The sequence below is a fragment of the Klebsiella oxytoca genome (assembly GCF_009707385.1).
In the GTDB taxonomy this organism is placed as follows: domain Bacteria; phylum Pseudomonadota; class Gammaproteobacteria; order Enterobacterales; family Enterobacteriaceae; genus Klebsiella; species Klebsiella oxytoca_C.
On record NZ_CP046115.1, the window covers coordinates 1,652,544 to 1,675,296 of the forward strand.

A 22,753-nucleotide genomic window follows, 5' to 3' on the forward strand; every position below is an offset into this window, starting at 1 on the left:
CTACCCTGGTCATCATTACTCACGGTGGTAAGGGTGGTTGGTGGTAATGCTCCACGCCCGATACAGACTCTCGGCCACCAGTACGCGAACCAGCGGGTGAGGTAACGTGAGCGTTGAGAGCGACCAACTTTGTTCCGCTGCCGCTTTGCAAGCGGGTGAAAGGCCTTCCGGACCGCCGATAAGCAGGCTGACGTCGCGACCATCCTGTTTCCAGCGTTCCAGCTCGCGCGCCAGCTGCGGCGTATCCCACGGTTTCCCCGGGATGTCCAGGGTCACGATACGGTTTTTACCTGCGGCCGCCAGCATCATTTCTCCTTCTTTTTCAAGGATGCGCTTGATGTCGGCATTTTTGCCGCGTTTACCTGCGGGGATTTCTACCAGCTCGAACGGCATGTCTTTCGGAAAGCGGCGCAGATACTCGCTAAAGCCGGTCTGAACCCAGTCCGGCATTTTGGTGCCAACGGCCACCAGGTGCAGCTTCACGCATTAACTCCAGAGTTTTTCCAGCTCGTACAGACGACGGCTCTCTTCCTGCATGACGTGAACCATAACGTCGCCGAGATCCACCACAATCCAGTCCGCGGCGGCTTCACCTTCGACGCCCAGCGGCAGCATGCCGGCGGCGCGAGATTCCTGCACAACGTGGTCAGCGATGGACATAACATGGCGCGTCGAAGTGCCTGTGCAGATAACCATGCAATCTGTAATGCTGGATTTGCCATGAACGTCAATGGCAACGATGTCCTGACCTTTCAGGTCATCAATTTTGTCGATAACAAAATCCTGGAGTGCTTTACCCTGCAAGAGTTCCCCCTGGGTGTGTGAAGAGTGATAACAATAAACAGCCTGGCAGTATACCCCAACTGGTGGCAAAGTCGGGATAAATGTCGATAAACGGGCGATAAAGGCGGCTATCATCCCATCCATCGCCGAGGATTGCATCGCCATTTTTGTAAAACAATTTCTGCAAAGTACAAATGGCGGGCGCAGCCTGGCTGCGGAGAATAACAGCCTGCTTTGCTCTGTCAATGGTCTGCGCGCAATTCTTCTTCCGCCAGCCAAACGGCCTGGCTATTTAGTACGCGCAGGGTAGTGAAATCAGGCTGTAGATCGACAACGCTCCACGCGCCATGTTCAATGGGGAAGTGCCACATAGCTGAATTCGGCAGGTTCAGAAGCTGAGCAATTAACAGACTAAGAACGCCCTGGTGACCGACGATCAGCAGGTGGTTAAGTTCCCGGTACTGAGAGAGTGTGGTGGTAAAGCCGGAGACGCGCTCGGCAAACGCCTGAAATCCTTCCCCGTTGGTGGGTGCCGCGTGCTGCCAGTCGGCGCACCAGGCGGCGTAGTTTTCGGCATCTTCATGCTGCAAATCGCGATGGTGGCGCATTTCCCAGTCGCCGAAAAACATTTCATTGAGTTCGGCGCGGGACTCTAGAGGGAGATTACGCTCGCCAAGCAGCAGGCTGGCCGTGCGCTGGGTGCGCTCAAGTTCGCTGCAAAATACGCGCTGAAAAGGGACCGCCTGCAGCCGCTTTCCCAGGGTTTGTGCCTGCCTGATGCCACGCTCCGTTAACGGCGTGGGGGCGTGTCCACTATAGAGTCCCGCGACGTTGGCCGCGGTTTCGCCATGACGAACTAACCATAACTTCATGATGACCCTCTCAGAAGGAGCGTGGGAGACGTTGTTATCAGGCTAGCAGTAGAGCTTCTGCTCATGGATATACTCAAGAACGGTTTCCGGCAGCATTTCTGCGCAGGACTCGCCTGCTTCAAGACGCTGACGAATAATGGTTGCAGAGATATCAAACCACGGCGTTTCGGCGAGGTAAATCACGCCAGCCGGACTGCTATGCAGTCGCTCGACGTCATGGGTGAGGTGCGTGTCCAGCCATAGCTGATCCTGCTCACACGCCATGGCCAGCGGATAACCCGGGCGTCGACATACGATCAAATGCACGTTATCAAGAATGCTTTTATAGTCATGCCACGTGGTAAAGGTGAGCAGTGAATCCTGGCCAATAATAAACGCCAGCTGCCGGTCCGGGCCTTGTTCCTCGCGCCACTCCCGCAGGGTTTGTGCTGAATATGACGGCGAGTCGCGCTTAAGCTCGCGATCGTCGAGGATAAACAGCGGCTTATCGGCGATAGCCAGCTCCAGCATATGCCGGCGTTGATCGCTGGTGGCTTCGGGCTGCGGGCGGTGCGGCGGCACATTGTTAGGCACGATAGTGACTTTATTAAGGCCGATTTGATTAGCCAGAATTTCCACCGGTTTAAGGTGACCGTAATGCACCGGATCGAAGGTGCCGCCGTACATCGCCTGTAACTGAGTCATATCAACCATCAATAAAAACGTCTGCCAGCGCTTTGTGGCAGAGCAACAAAGAAAGACTTTCCAGCTCGGGCCAGACGGATTGGCCGTAATCCTGCTTGAAGGTGAGTTCAGCACGGGTCAGCAGCGTAACGGCCTGGCGTAGCTGATCGGCGCTAAGGCGAGCGAGAGCATTGCTAATCAGCTGGCGACGGTTTTGCCACACCCGATGCTTGTCAAAGAGCGAACGCAGCGGCGTATGGGTGGACTGTCGCTTAAGGTTCACCAGCAGCAGCAGTTCACGCTGCAGGGTGCGCAGCAGGATAGCTGGTTCACAGCCTTCCAGACGCAGCTGCTGCAGCACGTGCAGAACGCGCTTGCTTTTGCCGGCCAGCAGCGCATCAACCCAGTGATATGGGGTAAAGTGTGCGGCATCGTTGACAGCCTGCTCAACGCGCGGCAGCGTCAGTTTGCCATCAGGCCACAGTAGCGACAGGCGCTCCAGAGCCTGCGCCAGCGCCAGCAGATTGCCTTCATAGCAGTAGCACAGCAGCTGGCTGGCCGCGTCATCAAGCTGCAGATTATGCTGCCTGGCGCGTGCGGCGAGCCAGCGCGGCAGCTGGGCATATTCCGGGGTCTGGCAGCTTACCTGAACGGCACGGCTGGTAAGAGCCGTTATCCACGCGGCGTTCTCCTGCGCTTTTGTCAGCTTAGTACCGCGAACGATCAGCAGTAAATCGTCATGCAGCATTCCGACCAGCGTCGCGAGCTGTTCGTTAATGGCCGCATTAGGGCCGTTGTCCGGCAGGATTAGCAGCAGCGTTTGACGGCTGGAGAACAGGCTCATAGCCTGACTTAACGAGAAAAGGGCAGACCAGTCGGTACTGGCATCAATGGTGGCGGTGTGATGTTCGATAAAGCCCTGAGCCGCAGCGGCTTCGCGGATGGCATCCTGGCTTTCCTGCAGGAGTAGCGGATCGTTGCCAAGCAGCAAATAGGCCGCGCGCAGCCCTTCAGTGAGCTGCGCGCGGAGCTGTTCCGGGTACAACCGAATCATCAGCTACCCAGCGTAGTGGAGACGCGATTGCCGGAGGTAGAAGTCGCTGGGGTCGTAGTGACCGGCCTTTCTTCCTCCTTTGTGGCTTCAACATCCGCAACGTGTACGCTTGGCAACTTACGAATCAGCTGCTCGGCGGCCTTGTCGTACATTTCCTGAACGATCATGTCCTGTTCGGCATCTTTCGCTAACGCCGCCTGCGGGTTATCGAAGAACGAACGGTAGACTTTGGTCGTGATGGGGTAGATATCATGACCAGGAATCAGGACGCTGGCATGCACCGTCATCACCATCTGATATTCCGCAGTACGGCCATCCTGGAAAATGGATGCCGTATCTTTCTGAATGGACGATGATTCCAGACGCAGGGAAGGGATATCCTTACGTAGCGTACTGGCATCGAGCAGCTCGACCCCATTCAGACGCAGCTGGTTACGGATGGCACGACTTAATGGACCATTTGGATCGCCCGACTGGAAGACCATGGTTTTCATTGCGGTAGGAACCTGCGTAGTGCTACGCAGGTGCCAGCCACAACCGGCGGTGATTAACACCGCCAGAGATAACAACAATGTTGCCAGATATCGCACGCTTCCTCCCGCGCTTAGCCAACGACCAGATTGAGCAGTTTACCCGGGACGTAGATCACTTTACGCACGGTCACTCCGTCGAGATATTTCGCGACCAGATGCTCTTGACCCGCACGCTCACGTACCTGCTCTTCGGTTGCATCCACCGCAACGGTAATTTTACCACGAACTTTACCATTTACCTGGACCACAACCAGAGTAGTGTCTTCAACCATTGCGCTTTCGTCGGCAACCGGCCACGGCGTGTTGTCAATATCGCCTTGACCACCGAGTTCTTTCCACAGAGTGAAACTGGCGTGTGGGGTGAACGGGTTGAGCATGCGAACTACCGCCAGCAGGGCTTCACGCATCAGCGCGCGATCCTGTTCGTTTTCCTGCGGCGCTTTCGCCAGCTTGTTCATCAGCTCCATAATCGCCGCAATCGCGGTGTTGAAGGTCTGACGACGACCGATATCATCGGTGACTTTCGCGATGGTTTTGTGCACGTCGCGACGCAGCGCTTTTTGATCTTCGCTGAGGCTGGCAACATCCAGCGCAGCAACCTCACCCTGGGTGGTATGCTCATATACCAGTTTCCAGACGCGTTTCAGGAAGCGGTTTGCACCTTCCACGCCGGATTCCTGCCACTCAAGCGTCATATCTGCCGGGGAAGCAAACATCATAAACAGACGTACGGTATCTGCGCCGTAACGTTCAACCATCACCTGCGGATCGATGCCGTTGTTTTTCGACTTCGACATCTTGCTCATGCCGGTATAGACCAGTTCATGGCCTTCAGCATCTTTCGCTTTCACGATCCGGCCTTTCTCGTCGCGCTCAACGATCGCATCAACCGGAGAAACCCAGTTACGCTCGCCGTTCGCTCCAACATAGTAGAACGCGTCTGCCAGCACCATCCCCTGACACAGCAGCTGTTTAGCCGGCTCGTCAGAGTTAACCATGCCCGCGTCGCGCATCAGCTTGTGGAAGAAGCGGAAATAGAGCAGGTGCATAATGGCGTGTTCGATTCCGCCGATATAAATGTCGACCGGCAGCCAGTAGTTTGCCGCTTTCGGGTCCAGCATGCCCTGGTCGTACTGCGGGCAGGTGTAGCGCGCGTAGTACCAGGAGGATTCCATAAAGGTGTCAAAAGTATCGGTTTCGCGCAGCGCCGGCTTGCCGTTAACGGTGGTTTTCGCCCACTCAGGATCGGCCTTGATCGGGCTGGTGATACCGTCCATCACGACATCTTCCGGCAGAATAACCGGCAGCTGATCTTCCGGGGTAGGCATCACGGTGCCGTCTTCCAGGGTGACCATTGGAATTGGCGCGCCCCAGTAGCGCTGGCGGGAAACCCCCCAGTCGCGCAGACGATAGTTCACTTTACGCTCGCCAACGCCAAGAGACGCGAGCTTATCAGCGATGGCATTAAAGCCCGCTTCGTGATCCAGACCATCGAACTCGCCTGAGTTAAACAGCACGCCTTTTTCGGTCAGAGCCTGTTGAGAAAGATCTGGTTCGGTACCATCTGCCGCCAGAATCACCGGCTTGATCTCCAGGCCGTATTTGCTGGCAAATTCGTAGTCACGCTGATCGTGACCCGGAACGGCCATCACCGCGCCGGTACCGTATTCCATCAGCACAAAGTTTGCTGCCCATACCGGAATGGCTTCGCCGGTCAGCGGATGAATGGCTTTATAGCCGGTATCGACGCCTTTTTTCTCCATGGTTGCCATATCAGCTTCGGCAACTTTGGTATTACGACATTCGTCGATAAACGTCGCCAGCGCAGGGTTATTGGCGGCAGCCTGCTGCGCCAGCGGGTGACCCGCTGCGACGGCCAGGTAGGTGCAGCCCATAAAGGTATCCGGGCGGGTCGTGTAAACGGTCAGCTTGTTGGCATATTCGTTGACATCAAAAGAGATCTCTACGCCTTCAGAACGACCGATCCAGTTGCGCTGCATCGTTTTAACGGTATCAGGCCACTGATCCAGATTATCCAGATCTTTCAGCAGTTCATCCGCGTAGGCGGTGATTTTGATAAACCACTGCGGGATCTCTTTACGCTCAACTTTTGTGTCGCAGCGCCAGCAGCAGCCGTCGATAACCTGCTCGTTGGCCAGGACGGTCTGGTCATTCGGGCACCAGTTCACCGCGGAGGTTTTTTTATAGACCAGGCCTTTTTTATACAGTTCGGTGAAGAACTTCTGCTCCCAGCGGTAGTATTCCGGGGTACAGGTTGTCACTTCACGGTTCCAGTCATAGCCGAAGCCCAGCTTTTTCAGCTGGTTTTTCATGTAGGCGATGTTGTCGTAAGTCCACGGGGCTGGAGCGGTGTTGTTTTTTACCGCCGCACCTTCTGCAGGCAGACCAAATGCATCCCAGCCGATAGGCTGCAGGACATTCTTGCCCAACATACGCTGGTAACGGGAAATCACGTCGCCAATGGTATAGTTGCGCACGTGGCCCATATGTAGTCGACCAGAAGGATAGGGAAGCATCGACAGGCAGTAATACTTCTCTTTACTCTCGTCTTCAGTAACTTCAAAGGTACGCTTCTCGTCCCAGTGTTGCTGGACTTTTGATTCTATCTCTTCAGGGCGATATTGCTCTTGCATGGCAGCCAGTAGTCCTGTGTTCAATACAGCTACAAAGTGTAGCCAATGGATGTGTTATTTCAGAACGACATAGCATAGCCCAAACGCTGACGTCAAAACAGCCTTTCACACACTTCCGTGGACGAAAGCGAAGGAGAATATTTCGCGACTCTGTGGAGCGGCAGGCAGAGCTGCATGCAGATAACGTCTATTATTAGAAATAGTTAACCACACCGGAGGCGAAATGATGAACAAGGTTGCTCAATTCTACCGAGAGCTGGTGTCAACCCTCAGCGAGCGGTTACGCAATGGCGAACGCGATATTGACGCGCTGGTGGGACAGGCCAGGGCAAAAATTAGTCAGTCCGGCGAGTTAACGCAGAGCGAAATAGAGAACGTTATTCATGCTGTCAGACGCGATCTGGAAGAGTTCGCGCTCAGCTACGAAGAGAGCCAGGATGAGCTCACCGACAGCGTTTTCATGCGGGTGATTAAAGAGAGTCTGTGGCAGGAGCTGGCGGATATTACCGATAAAACCCAGCTTGAGTGGCGCGAGGTGTTTCAGGATCTCAGCCACCATGGCGTTTATCACAGCGGTGAAGTCGTAGGGCTGGGTAATCTGGTGTGTGAGAAGTGCCATTATCATCTGCCGGTTTATACCCCAGATGTGCTGCCGCGCTGCCCGAAGTGCGGTCACGATCAGTTCCAGCGCCGGCCGTTTGAACCTTGATTTTTACGCCCGGTGAAAGTGAAATTTACCGGGCGTTGTTTACAAGACGGTAATGCTAACGATTAATGGTGTACTAGAGGCACGGCAATTAATAAGAGATCGTATTTATTTCTGCACTCTTAAATTGTTGATTACCGCCCATATTTGAAGCATAGGCATGGGATGAGTTGAGAACGAATTTGTCGGCTTTGATAAAACCAACGCCACAGTTTTTGATACCGAACCAACCACATCTGTAACCGCCATTGATCACCTGACGCGCGTTGAGCGTCATGACTCCTCCAGCCTGGATTTTATTATAGTTAGTAATGTTACTGCCATTTTGAGCGCTTAAGGTTATATCATTTATGGCATTAATTTCACCTTCATTATGGATGCCCTGACTGGAATTAATATTCACGTTATTACCATCAATGGTGGCCAGATTTTTTACATAGCTACTTTCAATATTCAGCTCCGGGGAGGAAATATAATAACTGTTATTTAATGAACCACTTTTGATAGACAAAGAACCATTGGTGATAACGTTGCCTTCCTGATTGAATGTGCCATTTGTCTGAATGGTTACATCTTTCCCCGAAATTCTTCCGGAGTTAAATATGGTTCCTGAACCAATTGTCGTATTCTGTGAGGATAATACGTTAAGGCTAGAATATCCCCAGAGGTTACCTGTTACTTTAAAGCTGTTACCACCGAAGCTAACGCTGGTTGCGTTACCTCTGATAGAACCGCCATTGTCGATGTTGTTCAGGGCGGATACAGCCAACTGACCGTCAGAAAGGAGATAGGAACCATAATAAGTCGTGACATTACCTGAGCTGCTTACCGCGAGACCAGTCGTACCCTCCATGGTACCTCTATTAACAAACTCCTCGGAAGCATTGGCAACAAGTTGCCTGGTACTGGAAATGGTGCCTTCATTGGACATTGTTGCCAGGCTATTAACCAGCGTGGTATTCGTTGTGGAAATAGTCCCGGTATTGTCCAGATTACCGGCAGATGCAATCTGAGTAACGAAGCCGTTGCTGGTGATGGAACCTTCATTTTTCAGAAAACCATTACTGGTCATGGCAAGGCTGGCATTAGCAACGATCGCACCTTTATTGCGCACGCCAAAGCCTAAGTTGTTGCCGACCATCGTAATGCTATTTGCCTTGATGCCGCCTAGATGACTAATATCGATACTATATTCAGGGAATAGCATCTGCATTACCGTTGCTGATTTACCAGCAGAGGTCATTGCTCCGGTATCGTTGTTAAAAGTGAAGTTCCCGGCTCCCACCATGGCGTTGGTAGCATTAATTGTTCCGTTGATTGCGATAGCATCAGCGAGCAGAACGGCATAGCTATTGCTGGCATTCATTCCATAAGGGTCAACGGTGATTTTTCCGCCGGTAACGTCATAGCTTGCGATGGCGCCTGTGTCACTGAGTTTCACTTTTCCGGTAGTAAGAACCGCTTTATTGGTGTTAACAAAACTACAGCCGGAACATGTGATGCCATTGGGGTTGGCAATGATGACATCGGCTTTTTGGCCCGCGACTTCGATAAAGCCATTAAGTGCGCTCGACTTATTTGAAGTGACTTCATTCAGAATAACGGAAGCACCGCCGTTAGTCAGATTGTTGTTTCTGGCAATATTACCTAAGGTATCATGGGTTAAATCGCTGGCACTATTATTAAGAACTACGCCGCTATGGCTCGCTACATCAAACTCACGATATAAGTTATGTGAAACACCAGCCGAGTTTGGCTTTTCGATATCGATAACTTTCACCCCAGATGTATGGGTATAGGTTGTCGGATCGGCATAAACAAAGCTTGAGCTTAGGGCTGCCGCAAGCGCGACATATGAAAATTTAAATTTAAACATTCCTGTATTCCTTTAAAGATAGATTAGTGTTGATTGGGGATAGGATTAAATAAATACGTTAATACCTCCATTGTAATGAGAATCCAAGGTTTAAAGGGTCGCTGTGGAAAGCATCAGGTTTTCCCAGCGGAGTGCCAATAAAAAAGTCATACTGTGTTGAGAGTATTGCTCCACGAATTCCCCCTACGGCACCAGATATTGCTTTTCCTGTATTATATTTTTCTGAACCGATAATTCGACCCAGATCCAGTCCTAAATAAATTTGCTGCTCAGGAATTTCAATATCCCAAATAAAATCATTGCGCCAGTACCATCCCTGATTTCCGGAAAGTGTATTCTCGCCATCAAACCCACGTACCGTCCAGCGGTTGCCGATATTAAACTGGTTATCGGAGGATAACCTGTCAGGGCTAAATTGCGCGTTCAGGTGAGGTGCGTAGCTGAATTTATCCCCTGTTATTTCAAATTTCATCAGGGCCTGAAGATCGGCATGGATAACGCGTGAATGCTTGTCGTAAAGTCCTGCTCTTTCTTCCGGGGTTGCCATAGAGCTAAGCCAGGGCAAGCTGCGCTGTATACCCACGCTGGCTTCCATCATTTTATTTGTGAAATAGCGCTGTTGGCGTAACGTGACTTCCCATAAAGGGTTTTGCTTGCGCATGACGCTCAGCTCACTTCCGCCGAAATAATAACGCGATGTGCCCTTTGAGATACGCGCATCAAGCGTTGTTTTCTGCTGTCGGGTATGTGACAGCAGTCGTGTCAGAGTCGCGCTGGCGTAGCGGTTCTTGCTTTTGTATTCAATAGTCGAGTAGTTACCTCTAAACTGCTGGCGATATTGACTCCGTGAGCCATAGAGGCTTAGCGACCAGTATCCAAATGGGAGGGAATAATAGAGGCTATTATTCTGGTTGCCGTCATTGTTCTGGCTGAACTCAACATCACCGCCTGCCGATAGGTAAAGAATGTCGTTGAGAGTCGTTAAATCATAAAGATAAAGTGCGCCGCCCCCTTGATAACGCCCGCTGGCACGGCTTCCTGCATCATCCAGCCATGCGGCAAGCTGCCACTGTTTTGCCAGATTGCGCGTAATCTGAATGTCGCTCTCTGCATTGTTTTTGCCGGGCACAATTTTCATATGGGCTGATGAACCTGGCAACCGCTGCAGGTTGGCCATACCCTGTTCAAGATCGGTCAGTTTTAAGATATCTCCTCTCTCCGAAGGCATTGAGTTCCAGAGGTGGGTTGTCGCACTGTTGTTTGTCGATAAGGCGATATCCCCAATGTGACCATAGGTGAGATTAATTTTCAGAATACCGTCATTCAGCGATTGCGAAGGAACATCGATAAGGGAGGTGATATATCCCTGTACAATCATTTCATTTTGTAAGGTTGCGGTTAGCAGACGTATTCCTTCAATACCTAAGCATCGGTTTTCCGCCTGAATAGTGATGTTCCTTAACAGACGACGAGTGAGCTTTTCGTCCTCGGAAAGGATATTGACGTGGCTGATAAATTGACAGGTTGTTTCCACGGGGAACGCTATTTTTCCGCGATGCGAATCCGAACGTGATGATTGGTAATGCTGCTGCTCAGGTTTTAATGCGCTCTGACGCGCTTTATCCCGCTCGATCTGATTAGTATTACTGTTCGAAACATTTGCAAAGGTAAAGGAAGAAAAAAAACAATAAAACAAAATAGTCGTCAGCAGGTTTTTTTTACTATTGGTCATGAAGCAATTTCCATTTGTTTCATTTTAACGTTCTGTTTTTCGCTAAGGATGATCGGCCTGACGTGACGATCATCGTCACGCTGGCTAATGGGTATTCAAACTTAAGAATTTTATTTTTTAAGATAGCTAAAAATGCATTCGGTACTCGTTGTTTTCGTAAATAGCTACACTATGTTAACGATGCTGGATTACCCAATCCACGATAACAAGCCTGAATTTATATTGAATTGATCATTTCAAATGATGAATTATTGCTTGAGAGGGTAGATATATTGATGATGTTTATTTAAGAAGTACTAAGCCACGGCCAGATATATGGAGGGGAGTATTTTTTGTGGGAGTAAGAAAAAAATGGCGTGCACATTATGTGCACGCCTCAAGCTTAATGCAGAATTTTGGCGAGGAAATCTTTGGCGCGTTCTGATTGCGGGTTAGCAAAAAACGCTTCTTTATCGGCGTCTTCTACAATTTTACCCTCATCCATAAAGATGACTCGGTTCGCCACTTTACGGGCAAAACCCATTTCGTGGGTCACCACCATCATGGTCATTCCTTCATTAGCCAGTTCAACCATGACGTCCAGTACTTCGTTAATCATCTCCGGGTCAAGCGCGGAAGTTGGTTCGTCAAACAGCATGGCGATTGGGTCCATACACAAGGCACGCGCGATGGCCACACGCTGCTGCTGCCCGCCTGAGAGCTGAGCAGGGAATTTTTCGGCATGAGCGGCGAGCCCGACGCGTTCCAGCAGCTTCAGACCTTTTGCCCGTGCAGCGGCTTTATCGCGATTGAGCACTTTGACCTGAGCCAGCGTCAGATTTTCGATAATCGACAGGTGCGGGAACAGCTCGAAATGCTGGAATACCATCCCTACGTGGGAACGCAGTTTGGCAAGATTGGTCTTTTTGTCGTTAACCTTAGTACCGTCGACGATAATTTCACCTTGCTGTATTGGCTCCAGACCGTTGACGGTTTTAATCAGCGTGGATTTGCCTGAGCCTGATGGCCCACAGACCACCACAACTTCGCCTTTTTTCACTTCCGTGGAGCAATCGGTCAGCACCTGAAAGTGACCATACCATTTTGAAACGTTTTTCAGGGTAATCATTACACAGTCCTTTTCTTCAACCAGCTGACCAACAGCGATGCGCTGAGGCTAATAACAAAATATACGGCGCCTGCAAACAGGACCATTTCTACCTGGGTTCCATCACGCTCGCCGATAGTGGAAGCCGTGCGGAAGAAGTCGGCCAGGCTCAGAACATAGACAAGCGAGGTATCCTGGAACAGTACAATGCCCTGGGTAAGCAGCAGCGGTACCATGGCGCGAAAGGCCTGCGGCAGAATCACCAGTCTCATAGACTGCCAGTGGGTCATCCCCAGCGCCAGTGCCGCGCTGGACTGACCGCGAGAGATACTCTGAATACCGGCACGAATAATTTCCGAGTAGTAGGCCGCTTCAAACATAGAGAAAGCGATCATCGCCGAAATCAGGCGAATATCGGTTTTCGGCGACAGCCCCAGCACGTTTTGCAGAAAGCCCGGAACAATCAGATAAAACCACAGCAGTACCATGACCAGCGGAATAGAGCGGAAGACGTTAACGTAGGTTTTGGCAAACCACGCCAGCGGCAGGAAGCTCGACAGACGCATAACGGCCAGAATCGTCCCCCAGACAATCCCGATAACAATCGCCGTCACGGTGATTTTTAGCGTGATAACCAGTCCTGCCAGCAGGTATGGCATGGAGGGAATAATGGAACTCCAGTCAAAATCGTACATTATTTGCCTCCCATGTTGCCCGGCAGGCGGACCTTGCGCTCGACTACGTACATGATCAGCATAATGACGGCGTTGATGAACACGTAGGCGAGAGTGATTGCGGTAAACGATTCCCAGGCATGGGCCGAGTAATCCAGCAGTTTGCCCGCCTGCGCGGCCATATCGGCAAGCCCAATGGTGGAAGCGATGGCTGAGTTTTTCACCAGGTTCATCATTTCAGAGGTCATCGGCGGCACGATAACGCGATAGGCGTTGGGCAGCAGTACGTATCGGTAAGTCTGCGGTAGCGTTAACCCCATCGCCAGTCCGGCGTTTTTCTGTCCGCGCGGTAGGGACTGAATGCCGGAGCGAACCTGTTCGCAGACGCGCGCGGCGGTAAATAATCCCAGACACAGCATAGAGGAAACGAAGAACTGAATATTAGGATCCAGCTCGGACTTAAACCACATACCGAGGTTTTCCGGCAGTAGCTCAGGCACCACCAGATACCAGGTAAAAAATTGTACGATCAGCGGAACGTTACGAAAAAGTTCAACGTAACAGGTGCCGATGCTGGATAGCAGACGGTTAGGGACCGTACGGAGGATACCGAATAGCGACCCTACAAAGAATGCGATAATCCAGGCCGTTACCGACAGGGTGACGGTGATCTGAAAACCACTCCATAGCCAGCCTAAATAGGTGGTGTTGCCGAACGGGGCCTGTTGCAGGAATATCCCCCAGTTCCAGTCTATTGACATAAATGACTCCTGGAAAAAAAAGGGTAGCAGCGCTACCCTCGAAGATTGTTGCTCAGCCTGTTTCGGTATTCGCGGCGGCTGGGGAACGACCAGCCGCCGTATAGTCTGTCCGCGCCGTAGCAACAATCGGGAGGGCAGGATTTCCCGCCCTTTGTTTTTTTAATTAGTTAAGAGCTTTGTCGTTTGGTGATTTGAACAGCGCCTTCATTTCGTCAGAGAGTTCAAAGTTCATATTCAGGTTCTTTGGCGGAATCGGGTTTTTAAACCACTTATCAAACCATTTTTCAGCTTCACCGGAGGTCTGAGCCTGAGCGATTGTCTCATCTACCAGCGTTTTGAACTGCGGATCGTCTTTACGCAGCATGCAGCCGTAGGCTTCCTGAGACTGCGCCGTACCGACAATCTCCCAGTTATCCGGCTTCTTCGCTTTAGCGCGTTCGCCAGCCAGCAGCGCATCGTCCATCATAAAGGCCACCGCGCGGCCGCTTTCCAGGGTGCGGAAAGAGTCACCGTGATCTTTAGCGCTGATAATACGCATATTCATTTTTTTCTCGTCGTTCAGCTTATGCAGCAGAATTTCTGAGGTGGTACCGGAGGTGACAACGACGGCCTTATCCTTCAGATCCGCGAAATCTTTAATTGCGCCGCCTTTTTTCACCAGCAGACGGGTGCCGACGACGAAAATAGTGTCGGAGAAGGCAGCCTGTTTTTGCCGTTCAAGGTTGTTGGTGGTGGAGCCGCATTCGAAATCATAGGTGCCATTTTGCAGCAGCGGGATACGGTTCTGTGAGGTCACCGGGATCAGTTTTACCTGCAGATCCGGTTTGTTCAGTTTCTTCTTAATGGCATCGACAATCGCATTCGAGTAGTCCTGAGAGTAGCCAACGACCTGCTGTTTATTGTCATAGTAAGAGAACGGAACGGATGATTCACGGTGACCGACGACGATAACGCCGTTTTTGGCAATTTTATCCAGAGTGCTCTGGCCAGCTGTTGGTGCCGCATCTTCCGCATGCGCCGCAACGGCGGTCAGTCCCATGACCAGCATTGCTGCGGCCAGTTTACGTAATTGCATATCCGACTCCTTATCCTCAGCGCCGTCTGACGCTATTGATACCCATTGTGAATGTGTGTTTTTTATTGCTGCCGTCTTTGCGGGCAGCATTTGTATGTGTTTGTTAGCATTTAGTTTGGGTTAATGTAAAGATTTTGCTCTTATATTGTTGGTTTTTGCGAAGCGCGCCGCACCATTTAAAGGCAAAAATTCCCCATTGCACCAAAATAGCGCAGCTTGTTGATCGATGGTGGTGCAACCGGGTTGTACCCCTAAGGATCGCAGTGCGACATCAGTTTATTAAGCAATGGTCGTGCCAAAATGGAACGAAAAGGGGAGGTGGCCGCGGCGATGAACGTCGCCGCGGCAGATAAGAAAGGCGGGAATTATTGACGGCGCTGACGTAGGCTCATCAGCAGCGCAGCAAAGCCAAACAGGGCAGTCAGCGCCCACAGCGGCCAGTTACCCGTACGAGCATACGGCGTCAGCCCTGAAGTCGGAGTGACTTTGCTGGTCAATACCGCTCGGGTGAACTGCGGGATCATCGCCTGAATGTCACCGCGTGGGCCGATGATGGCGGTAATACCGTTATTGGTGCTGCGCAGCAGCGGGCGGGCCAGCTCCAGCGCGCGCATCCGCGCCATCTGGAAGTGCTGCCACGGGCCGATAGATTTACCGAACCATGCGTCATTAGAGATGGTCAGCAGAAAATCGGTATCCGGGCGGAAGTTATCCCGCACCTGTTCACCAAGAATGATCTCGTAGCAGATGGCCGCCGTCAGACGCATATTATGCGCCACCAGCTGGGGCTGCACGTACGGCCCGCGGCTGAAAGAGGACATGGGCAGATCGAAGAACGGCGCCAGCGGACGCAGAATCGACTCCAGAGGCACAAATTCACCGAATGGTACCAGATGGTTCTTGTTGTAACGGTTCTTTGAGTCGTAGCGGTAAGGATTATCTTTGCCCAGCGTAATAATGGTGTTGTAGGTATCGTAGCGATTCTGCGTGTTCAGGCGCGCGTCGACAATGCCGGTAATCAGCGAGCTGTTTTTCGACCGCATCAGGTCGTCCATCATGCTGAGGAATGGCTGCTGATTAATTTCCAGATCCGGTATCGCGGACTCCGGCCAGATGATGAGCTGTGATTTACCCATGTGCGGCTGGGTAAGATCCAGATAGGTTTTCAGAGTATTGAGTAGCTGGTTCTGATCCCACTTCATCGCCTGAGGGATATCGCCCTGTACCAGCGAAACCGTGGTCGCGCGCTCCGGCAACAGTTGATACCACTGAATGTAGCGCAGCGGGAAGGGGAGGAGGAACAGCACAGCGGCGGCGAGTAGCGGCTTCCAGCTGCGTTGGGCGATAGCTAATACCAGCAGGCCGCTGACGAGCATCAGCAGAAAGTTAATCGCCTCGACGCCCATCACCGGAGCCAGGCCTTTTAGCGGGCCGTCAATCTGGCTGTAGCCGAACTGCAGCCACGGAAAGCCGGTCAGTACCCAGCCGCGCAGAAATTCGGTAATTTGCCACACCACCGGCGCGGCGATGGCGACGCGTATCCAGCTGCTTTTCGGCCAAAGGCGTGAAAGAATACCGGCGAATAAACCGGTATAAAGGGAGAGATATGCGGCCAGTAGCACAACCAGAAAAACGTTGACGGGCCCGGGCATGCCGCCAAACTGCGCGATGCTGACGTAGACCCAGTTAATACCGGATCCGAAAAGCCCCAGTCCCCAGAAATAGCCAATTGCGGCGCTTTGCAAGGGACGGCGGTTGAGGGTTAAACCTTGCAGACCAATTAACGAAATAATCGCCGCTGGCCAGAAGTCATAAGGTGAAAAAGCCAGCGTTCCGCTGGCTCCAGATAACAGCGCCAGCAGCAGACGTACGCGCTGGCGTTCAATAAGAGAGGCAAATACCATTTAGGTTAATCGTCCCGTTGGATTAATCTTCCAGCTTCGGCTGCGGGGCATCATCAGGAAGCTTTACATGTACCTGAATAATACGTCGACTGTCAGCCATTGCGACCTTGAATTGGTAACCATCAATGTCGATTGACTCGCCGCGGGCAGGCAGATGACCAAACGCCTGCATCACCAGGCCGCCAATGGTATCAACTTCTTCGTCGCTGAAGTGGGTGCCGAAGGCTTCGTTGAAGTCTTCTATGGAGGCCAGAGCGCGCACCGTCCACGTGTGGCGGCTCAGCTGACGAAAATCGATATCTTCTTCTTCGTCATATTCGTCTTCAATTTCACCGACGATTAGCTCGAGGATGTCTTCAATGGTCACGAGGCCTGAGACGCCGCCAAACTCATCGATAACGATAGCCATATGATAACGCTGGGAGCGGAACTCTTTCAGCATGCGGTCAACCCGCTTGCTTTCAGGTACAACGACCGCCGGGCGCAACACTTTTTCCATGCTGAAGGCTTCGGCATCGCTGCGCATAAACGGCAGCAGATCTTTGGCCATCAGAATCCCTTCGATGTGATCTTTATCTTCGCTGATCACCGGGAAACGCGAGTGGGCGGATTCGATGATCACATCGAGGCACTCGTCCAGAGTCTGGTTGCGTTTCAGGGTAATCATCTGCGAGCGGGGGATCATGATGTCGCGGACGCGCTGGTCGGCGATATCCATTACCCCTTCGAGCATATCGCGCGTATCTTCGTCGATAAGGTCGTTTTGCCCGGAATCACGGATCAGCGCCAGCAGTTCATCACGGTTTTTGGGTTCACCGTGAAAAAGCTGGCTGAGTAACAGGGAGAAGAATCCCTTTTTGCTGTTTACTGTGTCGCTACTGTGTGAATTGTCGTCGCTCATGGCGTCGTATGGGTTCTCATGTTAGTTAAATCGTCGCACGTCACGCGTATACTCAGCGCCCGGCATAGCGGCCAGTCGCCGGCAAAGCCGGCAACAGGTTATTCCTTCTCGGCAATGTACGGATCCTCATAGCCCAGAGCAAGCATTATCTCTGTTTCGAGGGATTCCATCTCTTCCGCTTCTTCATCAATAATATGGTCATAGCCTAAAAGATGCAGACTACCGTGGACAACCATATGCGCCCAGTGCGCCTCCAGCGGTTTACCTTGCTCTTTTGCTTCTTGTTCAACCACCTGACGGCAGATGACCAGATCGCCAAGCAGCGGCATTTCGATGCCCGGTGGGGCTTCGAACGGGAAGGACAGCACGTTGGTCGGTTTGTCTTTCCCGCGATAGGTCAGATTCAGCTCGTGGCTTTCCGCTTCATCAACCAGACGAATCGTGAGCTCCGACTCCTCCTGGAACTGCGGGATAACGCTATCGACCCAGCGCTGAAACTGGGCTTCATCCGGCATTCCGCCGTTATCTTCACAAGCCAGCTGTAAATCGAGTATGACCTGACTCATTTATGCTCCTGTTCCTGGGCTTCGCGTTTGCGCTCGGCGGCCAGTTCTGCTTTACGTTTTTGGTCCGCTTCTTCCCATGCTTCATAGGCGTTAACGATGCGGGCGACCACCGGATGGCGCACGACGTCTTCGCTGTGGAAGAAGTTAAAGCTGATCTCATCGACTTCCGCCAGGACTTCAATCGCGTGGCGCAGGCCGGATTTGGTGCTGCGCGGCAGGTCAATCTGCGTGACGTCGCCGGTGATGACCGCTTTGGAGTTAAAGCCGATACGAGTCAGAAACATTTTCATCTGCTCGATAGTCGTGTTCTGGCTTTCATCAAGAATAATAAACGCATCGTTTAGCGTACGACCGCGCATATAGGCCAGCGGCGCGACTTCAATGACGTTACGCTCGATAAGCTTTTCAACCTTCTCGAAGCCAAGCATCTCAAACAACGCGTCATACAGCGGACGCAGGTATGGATCCACTTTCTGGCTCAGATCGCCGGGCAGGAAGCCCAGTTTTTCGCCGGCCTCTACCGCCGGACGGGTCAGAAGAATACGGCGGATCTCCTGGCGCTCCAGCGCGTCTACCGCTGCGGCGACCGCCAGGTAGGTTTTCCCGGTCCCGGCAGGGCCGACGCCGAAGGTAATATCATGGTCAAGAATATTGGCGATGTACTGCGCCTGATTCGGCGTACGCGGCTTAATAACCCCACGCTTGGTTTTGATATTGACGGCTTTGCCGTAGTCCGGCACGCTTTCGGCGCTTTGCTCCAGAACGCGGGCTTCTTTGATTGCCAGATGAATTTGCTCCGGTTCGATATCCTGGATTTCGCCGCGCATCGGCGCGGTATCGACGTACAGACTGCGCAGGATATCGGCCGCAGCGGTGACGCAAATCGGCCGACCTGTCAGTTTAAAGTGGTTGTCACGACGGTTAATCTCGATGCCGAGACGGCGTTCCAGCTGTTTAATGTTGTCATCAAACGGGCCGCACAGGCTCAGCAGACGGGCGTTGTCTGCGGGCTCAAGGGTGATTTCGCGAGTGTCTGTATTCAAACTGTTCCTCTTATACATAGATAGCCGGAAGGTAGCCGGTCAGGAAATTATTCACGTCATCGGAATATGGCGCAAGCATCGCTGTAGATATTGGGTTCAGGAGAGGAAATACAAGGCCTGCCGGAGCCGGCAGGCCTGAAAGGATTATGGCTGATGAATACCGACGCCCAGATCGTTTTCTTTACGGGTACGGGCAATCACCGACTCCGGAGTTTCCGCGATGCGCAGACCCATTTCGTCCTCGGTGCGCACCACTTTACCGCGCAATGAGTTTGTCCAGACGTCGGTAATTTCGACATCGACAAACTTACCAATCATCTCAGGCGAGCCTTCGAAATTGACCACGCGGTTATTCTCGGTGCGGCCAGACAGCTCCATAATGCTCTTACGCGAGGTGCCTTCTACCAGAATACGCTGTATGGTGCCGAGCATACGGCGGCTCCAGGCCGTTGCCTGCTGGTTGATACGCTCCTGCAGAATATACAGACGCTGCTTCTTATCTTCTTCCGGTACGTCATCGACCATGTCGGCCGCCGGGGTTCCCGGGCGCGCAGAGAAGATGAAGCTGTAGCTCATATCGAAATTCACATCGGCGATTAACTTCATGGTCTGCTCGAAATCCTGGGTGGTTTCGCCAGGGAAGCCCACGATGAAGTCGGAGCTAATCTGAATATCCGGACGCGCCGCGCGCAGTTTGCGGATAATCGCTTTATATTCCAGCGCAGTGTGGGTTCGTCCCATCAGGTTCAGCACGCGGTCGGAACCGCTCTGTACCGGCAGGTGCAGGAAGCTGACCAGCTCTGGCGTATCGCGATAAACCTCAATGATATCGTCGGTGAATTCGATCGGATGGCTGGTAGTAAAGCGGATCCGGTCGATTCCGTCGATAGCCGCAACCAGCCGCAGCAGATCGGCAAAGCTGCCGGTGCTACCGTCGTAGTTTTCCCCGCGCCAGGCGTTCACGTTCTGCCCGAGCAGGTTAACTTCGCGCACGCCCTGAGCCGCAAGCTGAGCGATTTCAAACAGGATATCGTCGCTTGGACGGCTGACTTCCTCACCGCGGGTATAAGGCACCACGCAGTAGGTGCAGTATTTATTGCAGCCTTCCATGATGGAAACAAAGGCGCTTGGGCCTTCAGCGCGCGGTTCCGGCAGGCGATCGAATTTTTCGATTTCCGGGAAGCTGATATCGACGACCGGGCTGCGGTTACCGCGGACGGAGTTGATCATTTCCGGCAGACGGTGCAGGGTCTGCGGCCCAAAAATAATATCGACGTAATGTGCGCGCTGGCGAATATGGTCGCCTTCCTGAGAGGCTACGCAGCCGCCAACGCCGATAATCAGGTTGGGATTTTTCTCTTTCAGCAGCTTCCAGCGTCCTAGCTGATGGAAAACTTTTTCCTGGGCCTTCTCACGGATTGAGCAGGTATTGAGCAGCAGCACATCTGCTTCTTCCGCCACTTCGGTGAGTTGATACCCGTGTGTGGCATCCAGCAGATCGGCCATCTTTGATGAATCGTATTCGTTCATCTGACAGCCCCAGGTTTTAATATGGAGTTTTTTTGTCATCGACTTGCTCATGCTTAATATAGGTATACCCAAAGTCAGCGTCTTCACCGGATGATGCTCTGCAGTGTGAAGGGTGACGGATATAAAGCCAGGATTGCAGGGCGCGTATTGTAATGCTTTGACCGCTCCCTGACCAGTACGACCGTTATCACCACAAGGCGAATAAAAATCCGGTAAACTTAGGCGATTCAGGTTTAAGGATAATAGCCATGACAATTCATGCAACAGATGTCGTCATCGTCGGCGGCGGAATGGTTGGCGGCGCCCTGGCGCTCGGCCTGGCGCAGCAGGGCTTTACGGTGACGGTTATTGAAAAAAACGCACCTCCGGCTTTTGATGCCTCTTCAACGCCTGACGTGCGTATTTCGGCAATCAGCGCGTCATCGGTAGGATTGCTGAAAAGCCTGGGCGTCTGGGATAGCGTGCGGTCAATGCGCGCGCATGCGTACCGTCAGCTGGAGACCTGGGAGTGGGAGAGCGCGCATGTCGTTTTTAACGCCGCCGAGCTAAAGCTGCCTGAACTGGGCTATATGGTGGAGAATAACGTCCTGCAGCTTGCTTTATGGCAGGCGCTGGAAGCCCATGAACTTATCTCTCTGCGGGTCGGGGCATCGCTCCAGGAGATGCGGCGTGGAGCAACGCACACTTCCGTCACGCTGACCGATAGCAGCCAGATTGATGCGCGGCTGGTGGTGGGCGCGGACGGCGCCAGTTCGCAGGTGCGGCAGCTTGCCGGGATTGGTATCCATGCATGGCAGTATCAACAGTCCTGTATGTTGATAAGCGTGCAGTGCGCTGATGAGCCCGGCGACAGCACCTGGCAGCAGTTCACGCCTGCGGGGCCACGGGCGTTTCTACCGCTATTCGATCATTGGGCTTCGCTGGTGTGGTACGACACGCCGGCGAGGATCCGCCAGCTGCAGGGAATGAGCATGTCTCAGCTGCAGCAGGAAATTATCCGCCACTTCCCGTCGAGACTGGGGGAGGTAACGCCGCTGTGCGCTGGCGCATTCCCGCTAACCCGCCGTCATGCTTTGCAGTATGTTCGTCCGGGGCTGGCGCTGGTCGGCGATGCTGCGCACACTATCCATCCGCTGGCGGGGCAGGGAGTTAATCTGGGCTATCGCGATGTCGATGCGCTGCTGGATATTCTGGGCAGGGCTAAAGCGCACGGCGAAGAGTGGGCCAGTCTGCCGGTGCTCAAGCGGTACCAGAGGCGACGTCAGGCTGACAACTTTATTATGCAGTCGGGGATGGATCTGTTTTACGCCGGATTCAGCAACGATTTGCCGCCGGTACGGATGTTACGAAATCTAGGGTTGATGGCGGCCGAACGCGCGGGTGGATTGAAACGCCAGGCGCTGAAATACGCATTAGGACTGTAAGCCCGATTTACCCGGCTGACGAAGGTTAAGCCGGGAAATGGAGTCGCGTATGAGAGGTAAATGACGGAAAGCAAAAAGCTCGCCGAAGCGAGCTTTTTGCTATTAGATGGCTGGGGTACGAGGATTCGAACCTCGGAATGCTGGTATCAGAAACCAGAGCCTTACCGCTTGGCGATACCCCAACGGGCGCACCCACAGAGTGGACGACTTTTAAAATTGGCTGGGGTACGAGGATTCGAACCTCGGAATGCCGGAATCAGAATCCGGTGCCTTACCGCTTGGCGATACCCCAATTTTATTTTGTCTGGCTTGTGCCGGAGTCATACCGATGCCTTACAGCCTGGCGATACTCCCACACTTTCTGGATTTATCGAAGTGAATCAATAATTCCTTTGTATGGTGGCTACGACGGGATTTGAACCTGTGACCCCATCATTATGAGTGATGTGCTCTAACCAGCTGAGCTACGTAGCCAAAACATTACTGCATTCTTCGATGGCTGGGGTACCTGGATTCGAACCAGGGAATGCCGGTATCAAAAACCGGTGCCTTACCGCTTGGCGATACCCCAATACCGTCGCGGTGAACCGCAAATATCGAAGAAATATGGCTGGGGTACCTGGATTCGAACCAGGGAATGCCGGTATCAAAAACCGGTGCCTTACCGCTTGGCGATACCCCAACAACATCTTTTACTGACAACGCGAAAGAGTAAATGGTGCGGGAGGCGAGACTTGAACTCGCACACCTTGCGGCGCCAGAACCTAAATCTGGTGCGTCTACCAATTTCGCCACTCCCGCAAAAAAAAGATGGTGGCTACGACGGGATTTGAACCTGTGACCCCATCATTATGAGTGATGTGCTCTAACCAGCTGAGCTACGTAGCCATCTTTTTTCGCGTTACCTTATCGGCG

The 22,753-nt window shown here is 52.6% G+C and carries 20 protein-coding genes and 7 tRNA genes; 2 read left to right on the top strand and 25 right to left on the bottom strand.

The window, feature by feature from the left end:
- Positions 1–15 precede the first annotated feature (15 nt).
- From rlmH to leuS, 7 genes are all read right to left on the bottom strand, one after another.
- The gene (gene rlmH / locus GJ746_RS07640) at positions 16–483 is read right to left on the bottom strand and encodes a 23S rRNA (pseudouridine(1915)-N(3))-methyltransferase RlmH (protein ID WP_004100160.1); all 468 of its coding nucleotides are present in this window, start codon (positions 481–483) and stop codon (positions 16–18) included.
- A 3-nt stretch (positions 484–486) separates the two neighbouring features.
- Positions 487–804: a ribosome silencing factor gene (gene rsfS, locus GJ746_RS07645; protein ID WP_004100162.1), complete on the bottom strand. Its 318-nt coding sequence runs from the start codon at positions 802–804 to the stop codon at positions 487–489.
- Between the two features lie 221 nt (positions 805–1,025).
- The gene (locus GJ746_RS07650) at positions 1,026–1,655 is read right to left on the bottom strand and encodes an adenosylcobalamin/alpha-ribazole phosphatase (protein WP_154679658.1); all 630 of its coding nucleotides are present in this window, start codon (positions 1,653–1,655) and stop codon (positions 1,026–1,028) included.
- 42 nt (positions 1,656–1,697) lie between these two features.
- Positions 1,698–2,348, bottom strand: coding sequence for a nicotinate-nucleotide adenylyltransferase (gene nadD, locus GJ746_RS07655; protein WP_195908811.1), 651 nt, complete (start codon positions 2,346–2,348; stop codon positions 1,698–1,700).
- Positions 2,341–3,372, bottom strand: a complete 1,032-nt coding sequence (gene holA, locus GJ746_RS07660; RefSeq protein ID WP_154679660.1) for a DNA polymerase III subunit delta — start codon at positions 3,370–3,372, stop codon at positions 2,341–2,343. Before holA ends, nadD begins: the two co-directional genes overlap by 8 nt.
- A complete protein-coding gene (gene lptE / locus GJ746_RS07665) occupies positions 3,372–3,962 on the bottom strand; it encodes an LPS assembly lipoprotein LptE (RefSeq protein ID WP_154679661.1) in 591 nt (196 codons plus the stop codon). The genes holA and lptE overlap by 1 nt, the downstream gene beginning before the upstream one ends.
- A 14-nt stretch (positions 3,963–3,976) precedes the next feature.
- Entirely contained in the window at positions 3,977–6,559 is a 2,583-nt protein-coding gene (gene leuS / locus GJ746_RS07670; protein ID WP_154679662.1) for a leucine--tRNA ligase, read from the bottom strand.
- Between the two features lie 226 nt (positions 6,560–6,785).
- Here leuS and GJ746_RS07675 point away from each other — a divergent pair, with 226 nt between their 5' ends.
- Positions 6,786–7,268, top strand: coding sequence for a zinc ribbon-containing protein (locus GJ746_RS07675; protein WP_154682667.1), 483 nt, complete (start codon positions 6,786–6,788; stop codon positions 7,266–7,268).
- Between the two features lie 88 nt (positions 7,269–7,356).
- Here the strand turns inward: GJ746_RS07675 and GJ746_RS07680 are convergent, their stop codons facing one another.
- From GJ746_RS07680 to miaB, 11 genes are all read right to left on the bottom strand, one after another.
- Positions 7,357–9,141 (bottom strand): filamentous hemagglutinin N-terminal domain-containing protein, encoded by a 1,785-nt coding sequence (locus GJ746_RS07680; protein ID WP_154679663.1) that lies wholly within the window; start codon positions 9,139–9,141, stop codon positions 7,357–7,359.
- A gap of 58 nt (positions 9,142–9,199) precedes the next feature.
- Positions 9,200–10,873, bottom strand: coding sequence for a ShlB/FhaC/HecB family hemolysin secretion/activation protein (locus tag GJ746_RS07685; protein ID WP_154679664.1), 1,674 nt, complete (start codon positions 10,871–10,873; stop codon positions 9,200–9,202).
- A gap of 382 nt (positions 10,874–11,255) precedes the next feature.
- Positions 11,256–11,981, bottom strand: a complete 726-nt coding sequence (locus tag GJ746_RS07690) for an amino acid ABC transporter ATP-binding protein (RefSeq protein WP_154679665.1) — start codon at positions 11,979–11,981, stop codon at positions 11,256–11,258.
- A complete protein-coding gene (gltK, locus tag GJ746_RS07695; RefSeq protein WP_154679666.1) occupies positions 11,981–12,655 on the bottom strand; it encodes a glutamate/aspartate ABC transporter permease GltK in 675 nt (224 codons plus the stop codon). The genes GJ746_RS07690 and gltK overlap by 1 nt, the downstream gene beginning before the upstream one ends.
- Positions 12,655–13,395 carry an amino acid ABC transporter permease gene (locus tag GJ746_RS07700; protein WP_154679667.1) on the bottom strand — a complete coding sequence of 247 codons (741 nt, stop codon included), beginning with the start codon at positions 13,393–13,395 and terminating at the stop codon, positions 12,655–12,657. Before GJ746_RS07700 ends, gltK begins: the two co-directional genes overlap by 1 nt.
- A 163-nt stretch (positions 13,396–13,558) precedes the next feature.
- Entirely contained in the window at positions 13,559–14,470 is a 912-nt protein-coding gene (locus tag GJ746_RS07705) for an amino acid ABC transporter substrate-binding protein (protein WP_154679668.1), read from the bottom strand.
- Positions 14,471–14,835: 365 nt separating this feature from the next.
- Positions 14,836–16,374: an apolipoprotein N-acyltransferase gene (lnt, locus tag GJ746_RS07710; RefSeq protein WP_154679669.1), complete on the bottom strand. Its 1,539-nt coding sequence runs from the start codon at positions 16,372–16,374 to the stop codon at positions 14,836–14,838.
- 22 nt (positions 16,375–16,396) lie between these two features.
- Positions 16,397–17,275 (bottom strand): CNNM family magnesium/cobalt transport protein CorC, encoded by an 879-nt coding sequence (gene corC / locus GJ746_RS07715; protein WP_154679670.1) that lies wholly within the window; start codon positions 17,273–17,275, stop codon positions 16,397–16,399.
- A gap of 98 nt (positions 17,276–17,373) precedes the next feature.
- Entirely contained in the window at positions 17,374–17,841 is a 468-nt protein-coding gene (gene ybeY / locus GJ746_RS07720; protein ID WP_154679671.1) for an rRNA maturation RNase YbeY, read from the bottom strand.
- Positions 17,838–18,884: a PhoH family protein gene (locus GJ746_RS07725; protein ID WP_004100205.1), complete on the bottom strand. Its 1,047-nt coding sequence runs from the start codon at positions 18,882–18,884 to the stop codon at positions 17,838–17,840. The genes ybeY and GJ746_RS07725 overlap by 4 nt, the downstream gene beginning before the upstream one ends.
- A 144-nt stretch (positions 18,885–19,028) precedes the next feature.
- A complete protein-coding gene (gene miaB, locus GJ746_RS07730; protein WP_154679672.1) occupies positions 19,029–20,453 on the bottom strand; it encodes a tRNA (N6-isopentenyl adenosine(37)-C2)-methylthiotransferase MiaB in 1,425 nt (474 codons plus the stop codon).
- A 209-nt stretch (positions 20,454–20,662) separates the two neighbouring features.
- Between miaB and ubiF the strand changes: the two genes are divergently transcribed.
- The gene (gene ubiF / locus GJ746_RS07735) at positions 20,663–21,838 is read left to right on the top strand and encodes a 3-demethoxyubiquinol 3-hydroxylase (protein ID WP_154679673.1); all 1,176 of its coding nucleotides are present in this window, start codon (positions 20,663–20,665) and stop codon (positions 21,836–21,838) included.
- A gap of 107 nt (positions 21,839–21,945) precedes the next feature.
- On the opposite strand, the gene GJ746_RS07740 is transcribed toward ubiF, so the two are convergent.
- The 7 genes from GJ746_RS07740 to GJ746_RS07770 all read right to left on the bottom strand — a co-directional run bounded on the left by GJ746_RS07740 (position 21,946) and on the right by GJ746_RS07770 (position 22,726).
- Positions 21,946–22,020, bottom strand: a tRNA-Gln gene (locus GJ746_RS07740).
- Positions 22,021–22,055: 35 nt separating this feature from the next.
- A tRNA-Gln gene (locus GJ746_RS07745) sits at positions 22,056–22,130 on the bottom strand.
- Between the two features lie 105 nt (positions 22,131–22,235).
- A tRNA-Met gene (locus GJ746_RS07750) sits at positions 22,236–22,312 on the bottom strand.
- A gap of 22 nt (positions 22,313–22,334) precedes the next feature.
- Positions 22,335–22,409: transfer RNA gene (locus GJ746_RS07755), tRNA-Gln, on the bottom strand.
- A 36-nt stretch (positions 22,410–22,445) separates the two neighbouring features.
- Positions 22,446–22,520, bottom strand: a tRNA-Gln gene (locus tag GJ746_RS07760).
- 34 nt (positions 22,521–22,554) lie between these two features.
- Positions 22,555–22,639, bottom strand: a tRNA-Leu gene (locus GJ746_RS07765).
- Positions 22,640–22,649: 10 nt separating this feature from the next.
- Positions 22,650–22,726, bottom strand: a tRNA-Met gene (locus GJ746_RS07770).
- Between the last annotated feature and the right edge of the window lie 27 nt (positions 22,727–22,753).

Bases quoted from the DNA above. Each gene is read 5' to 3' on its own strand.
- GJ746_RS07685 (WP_154679664.1), bottom strand. From the start codon at position 10,873: ATGACCAATAGTAAAAAAAACCTGCTGACGACTATTTTGTTTTATTGT.
- GJ746_RS07700 (WP_154679667.1), bottom strand. From the start codon at position 13,395: ATGTCAATAGACTGGAACTGGGGGATATTCCTGCAACAGGCCCCGTTC.
- ubiF (WP_154679673.1), top strand. From the start codon at position 20,663: ATGACAATTCATGCAACAGATGTCGTCATCGTCGGCGGCGGAATGGTT.
- GJ746_RS07675 (WP_154682667.1), top strand. From the start codon at position 6,786: ATGAACAAGGTTGCTCAATTCTACCGAGAGCTGGTGTCAACCCTCAGC.
- gltK (WP_154679666.1), bottom strand. From the start codon at position 12,655: ATGTACGATTTTGACTGGAGTTCCATTATTCCCTCCATGCCATACCTG.
- holA (WP_154679660.1), bottom strand. From the start codon at position 3,372: ATGATTCGGTTGTACCCGGAACAGCTCCGCGCGCAGCTCACTGAAGGG.
- GJ746_RS07690 (WP_154679665.1), bottom strand. From the start codon at position 11,981: ATGATTACCCTGAAAAACGTTTCAAAATGGTATGGTCACTTTCAGGTG.
- GJ746_RS07680 (WP_154679663.1), bottom strand. From the start codon at position 9,141: ATGTTTAAATTTAAATTTTCATATGTCGCGCTTGCGGCAGCCCTAAGC.
- leuS (WP_154679662.1), bottom strand. From the start codon at position 6,559: ATGCAAGAGCAATATCGCCCTGAAGAGATAGAATCAAAAGTCCAGCAA.
- ybeY (WP_154679671.1), bottom strand. From the start codon at position 17,841: ATGAGTCAGGTCATACTCGATTTACAGCTGGCTTGTGAAGATAACGGC.
- nadD (WP_195908811.1), bottom strand. From the start codon at position 2,348: ATGGTTGATATGACTCAGTTACAGGCGATGTACGGCGGCACCTTCGAT.
- lnt (WP_154679669.1), bottom strand. From the start codon at position 16,374: ATGGTATTTGCCTCTCTTATTGAACGCCAGCGCGTACGTCTGCTGCTG.
- GJ746_RS07650 (WP_154679658.1), bottom strand. From the start codon at position 1,655: ATGAAGTTATGGTTAGTTCGTCATGGCGAAACCGCGGCCAACGTCGCG.
- GJ746_RS07705 (WP_154679668.1), bottom strand. From the start codon at position 14,470: ATGCAATTACGTAAACTGGCCGCAGCAATGCTGGTCATGGGACTGACC.
- corC (WP_154679670.1), bottom strand. From the start codon at position 17,275: ATGAGCGACGACAATTCACACAGTAGCGACACAGTAAACAGCAAAAAG.
- miaB (WP_154679672.1), bottom strand. From the start codon at position 20,453: ATGACAAAAAAACTCCATATTAAAACCTGGGGCTGTCAGATGAACGAA.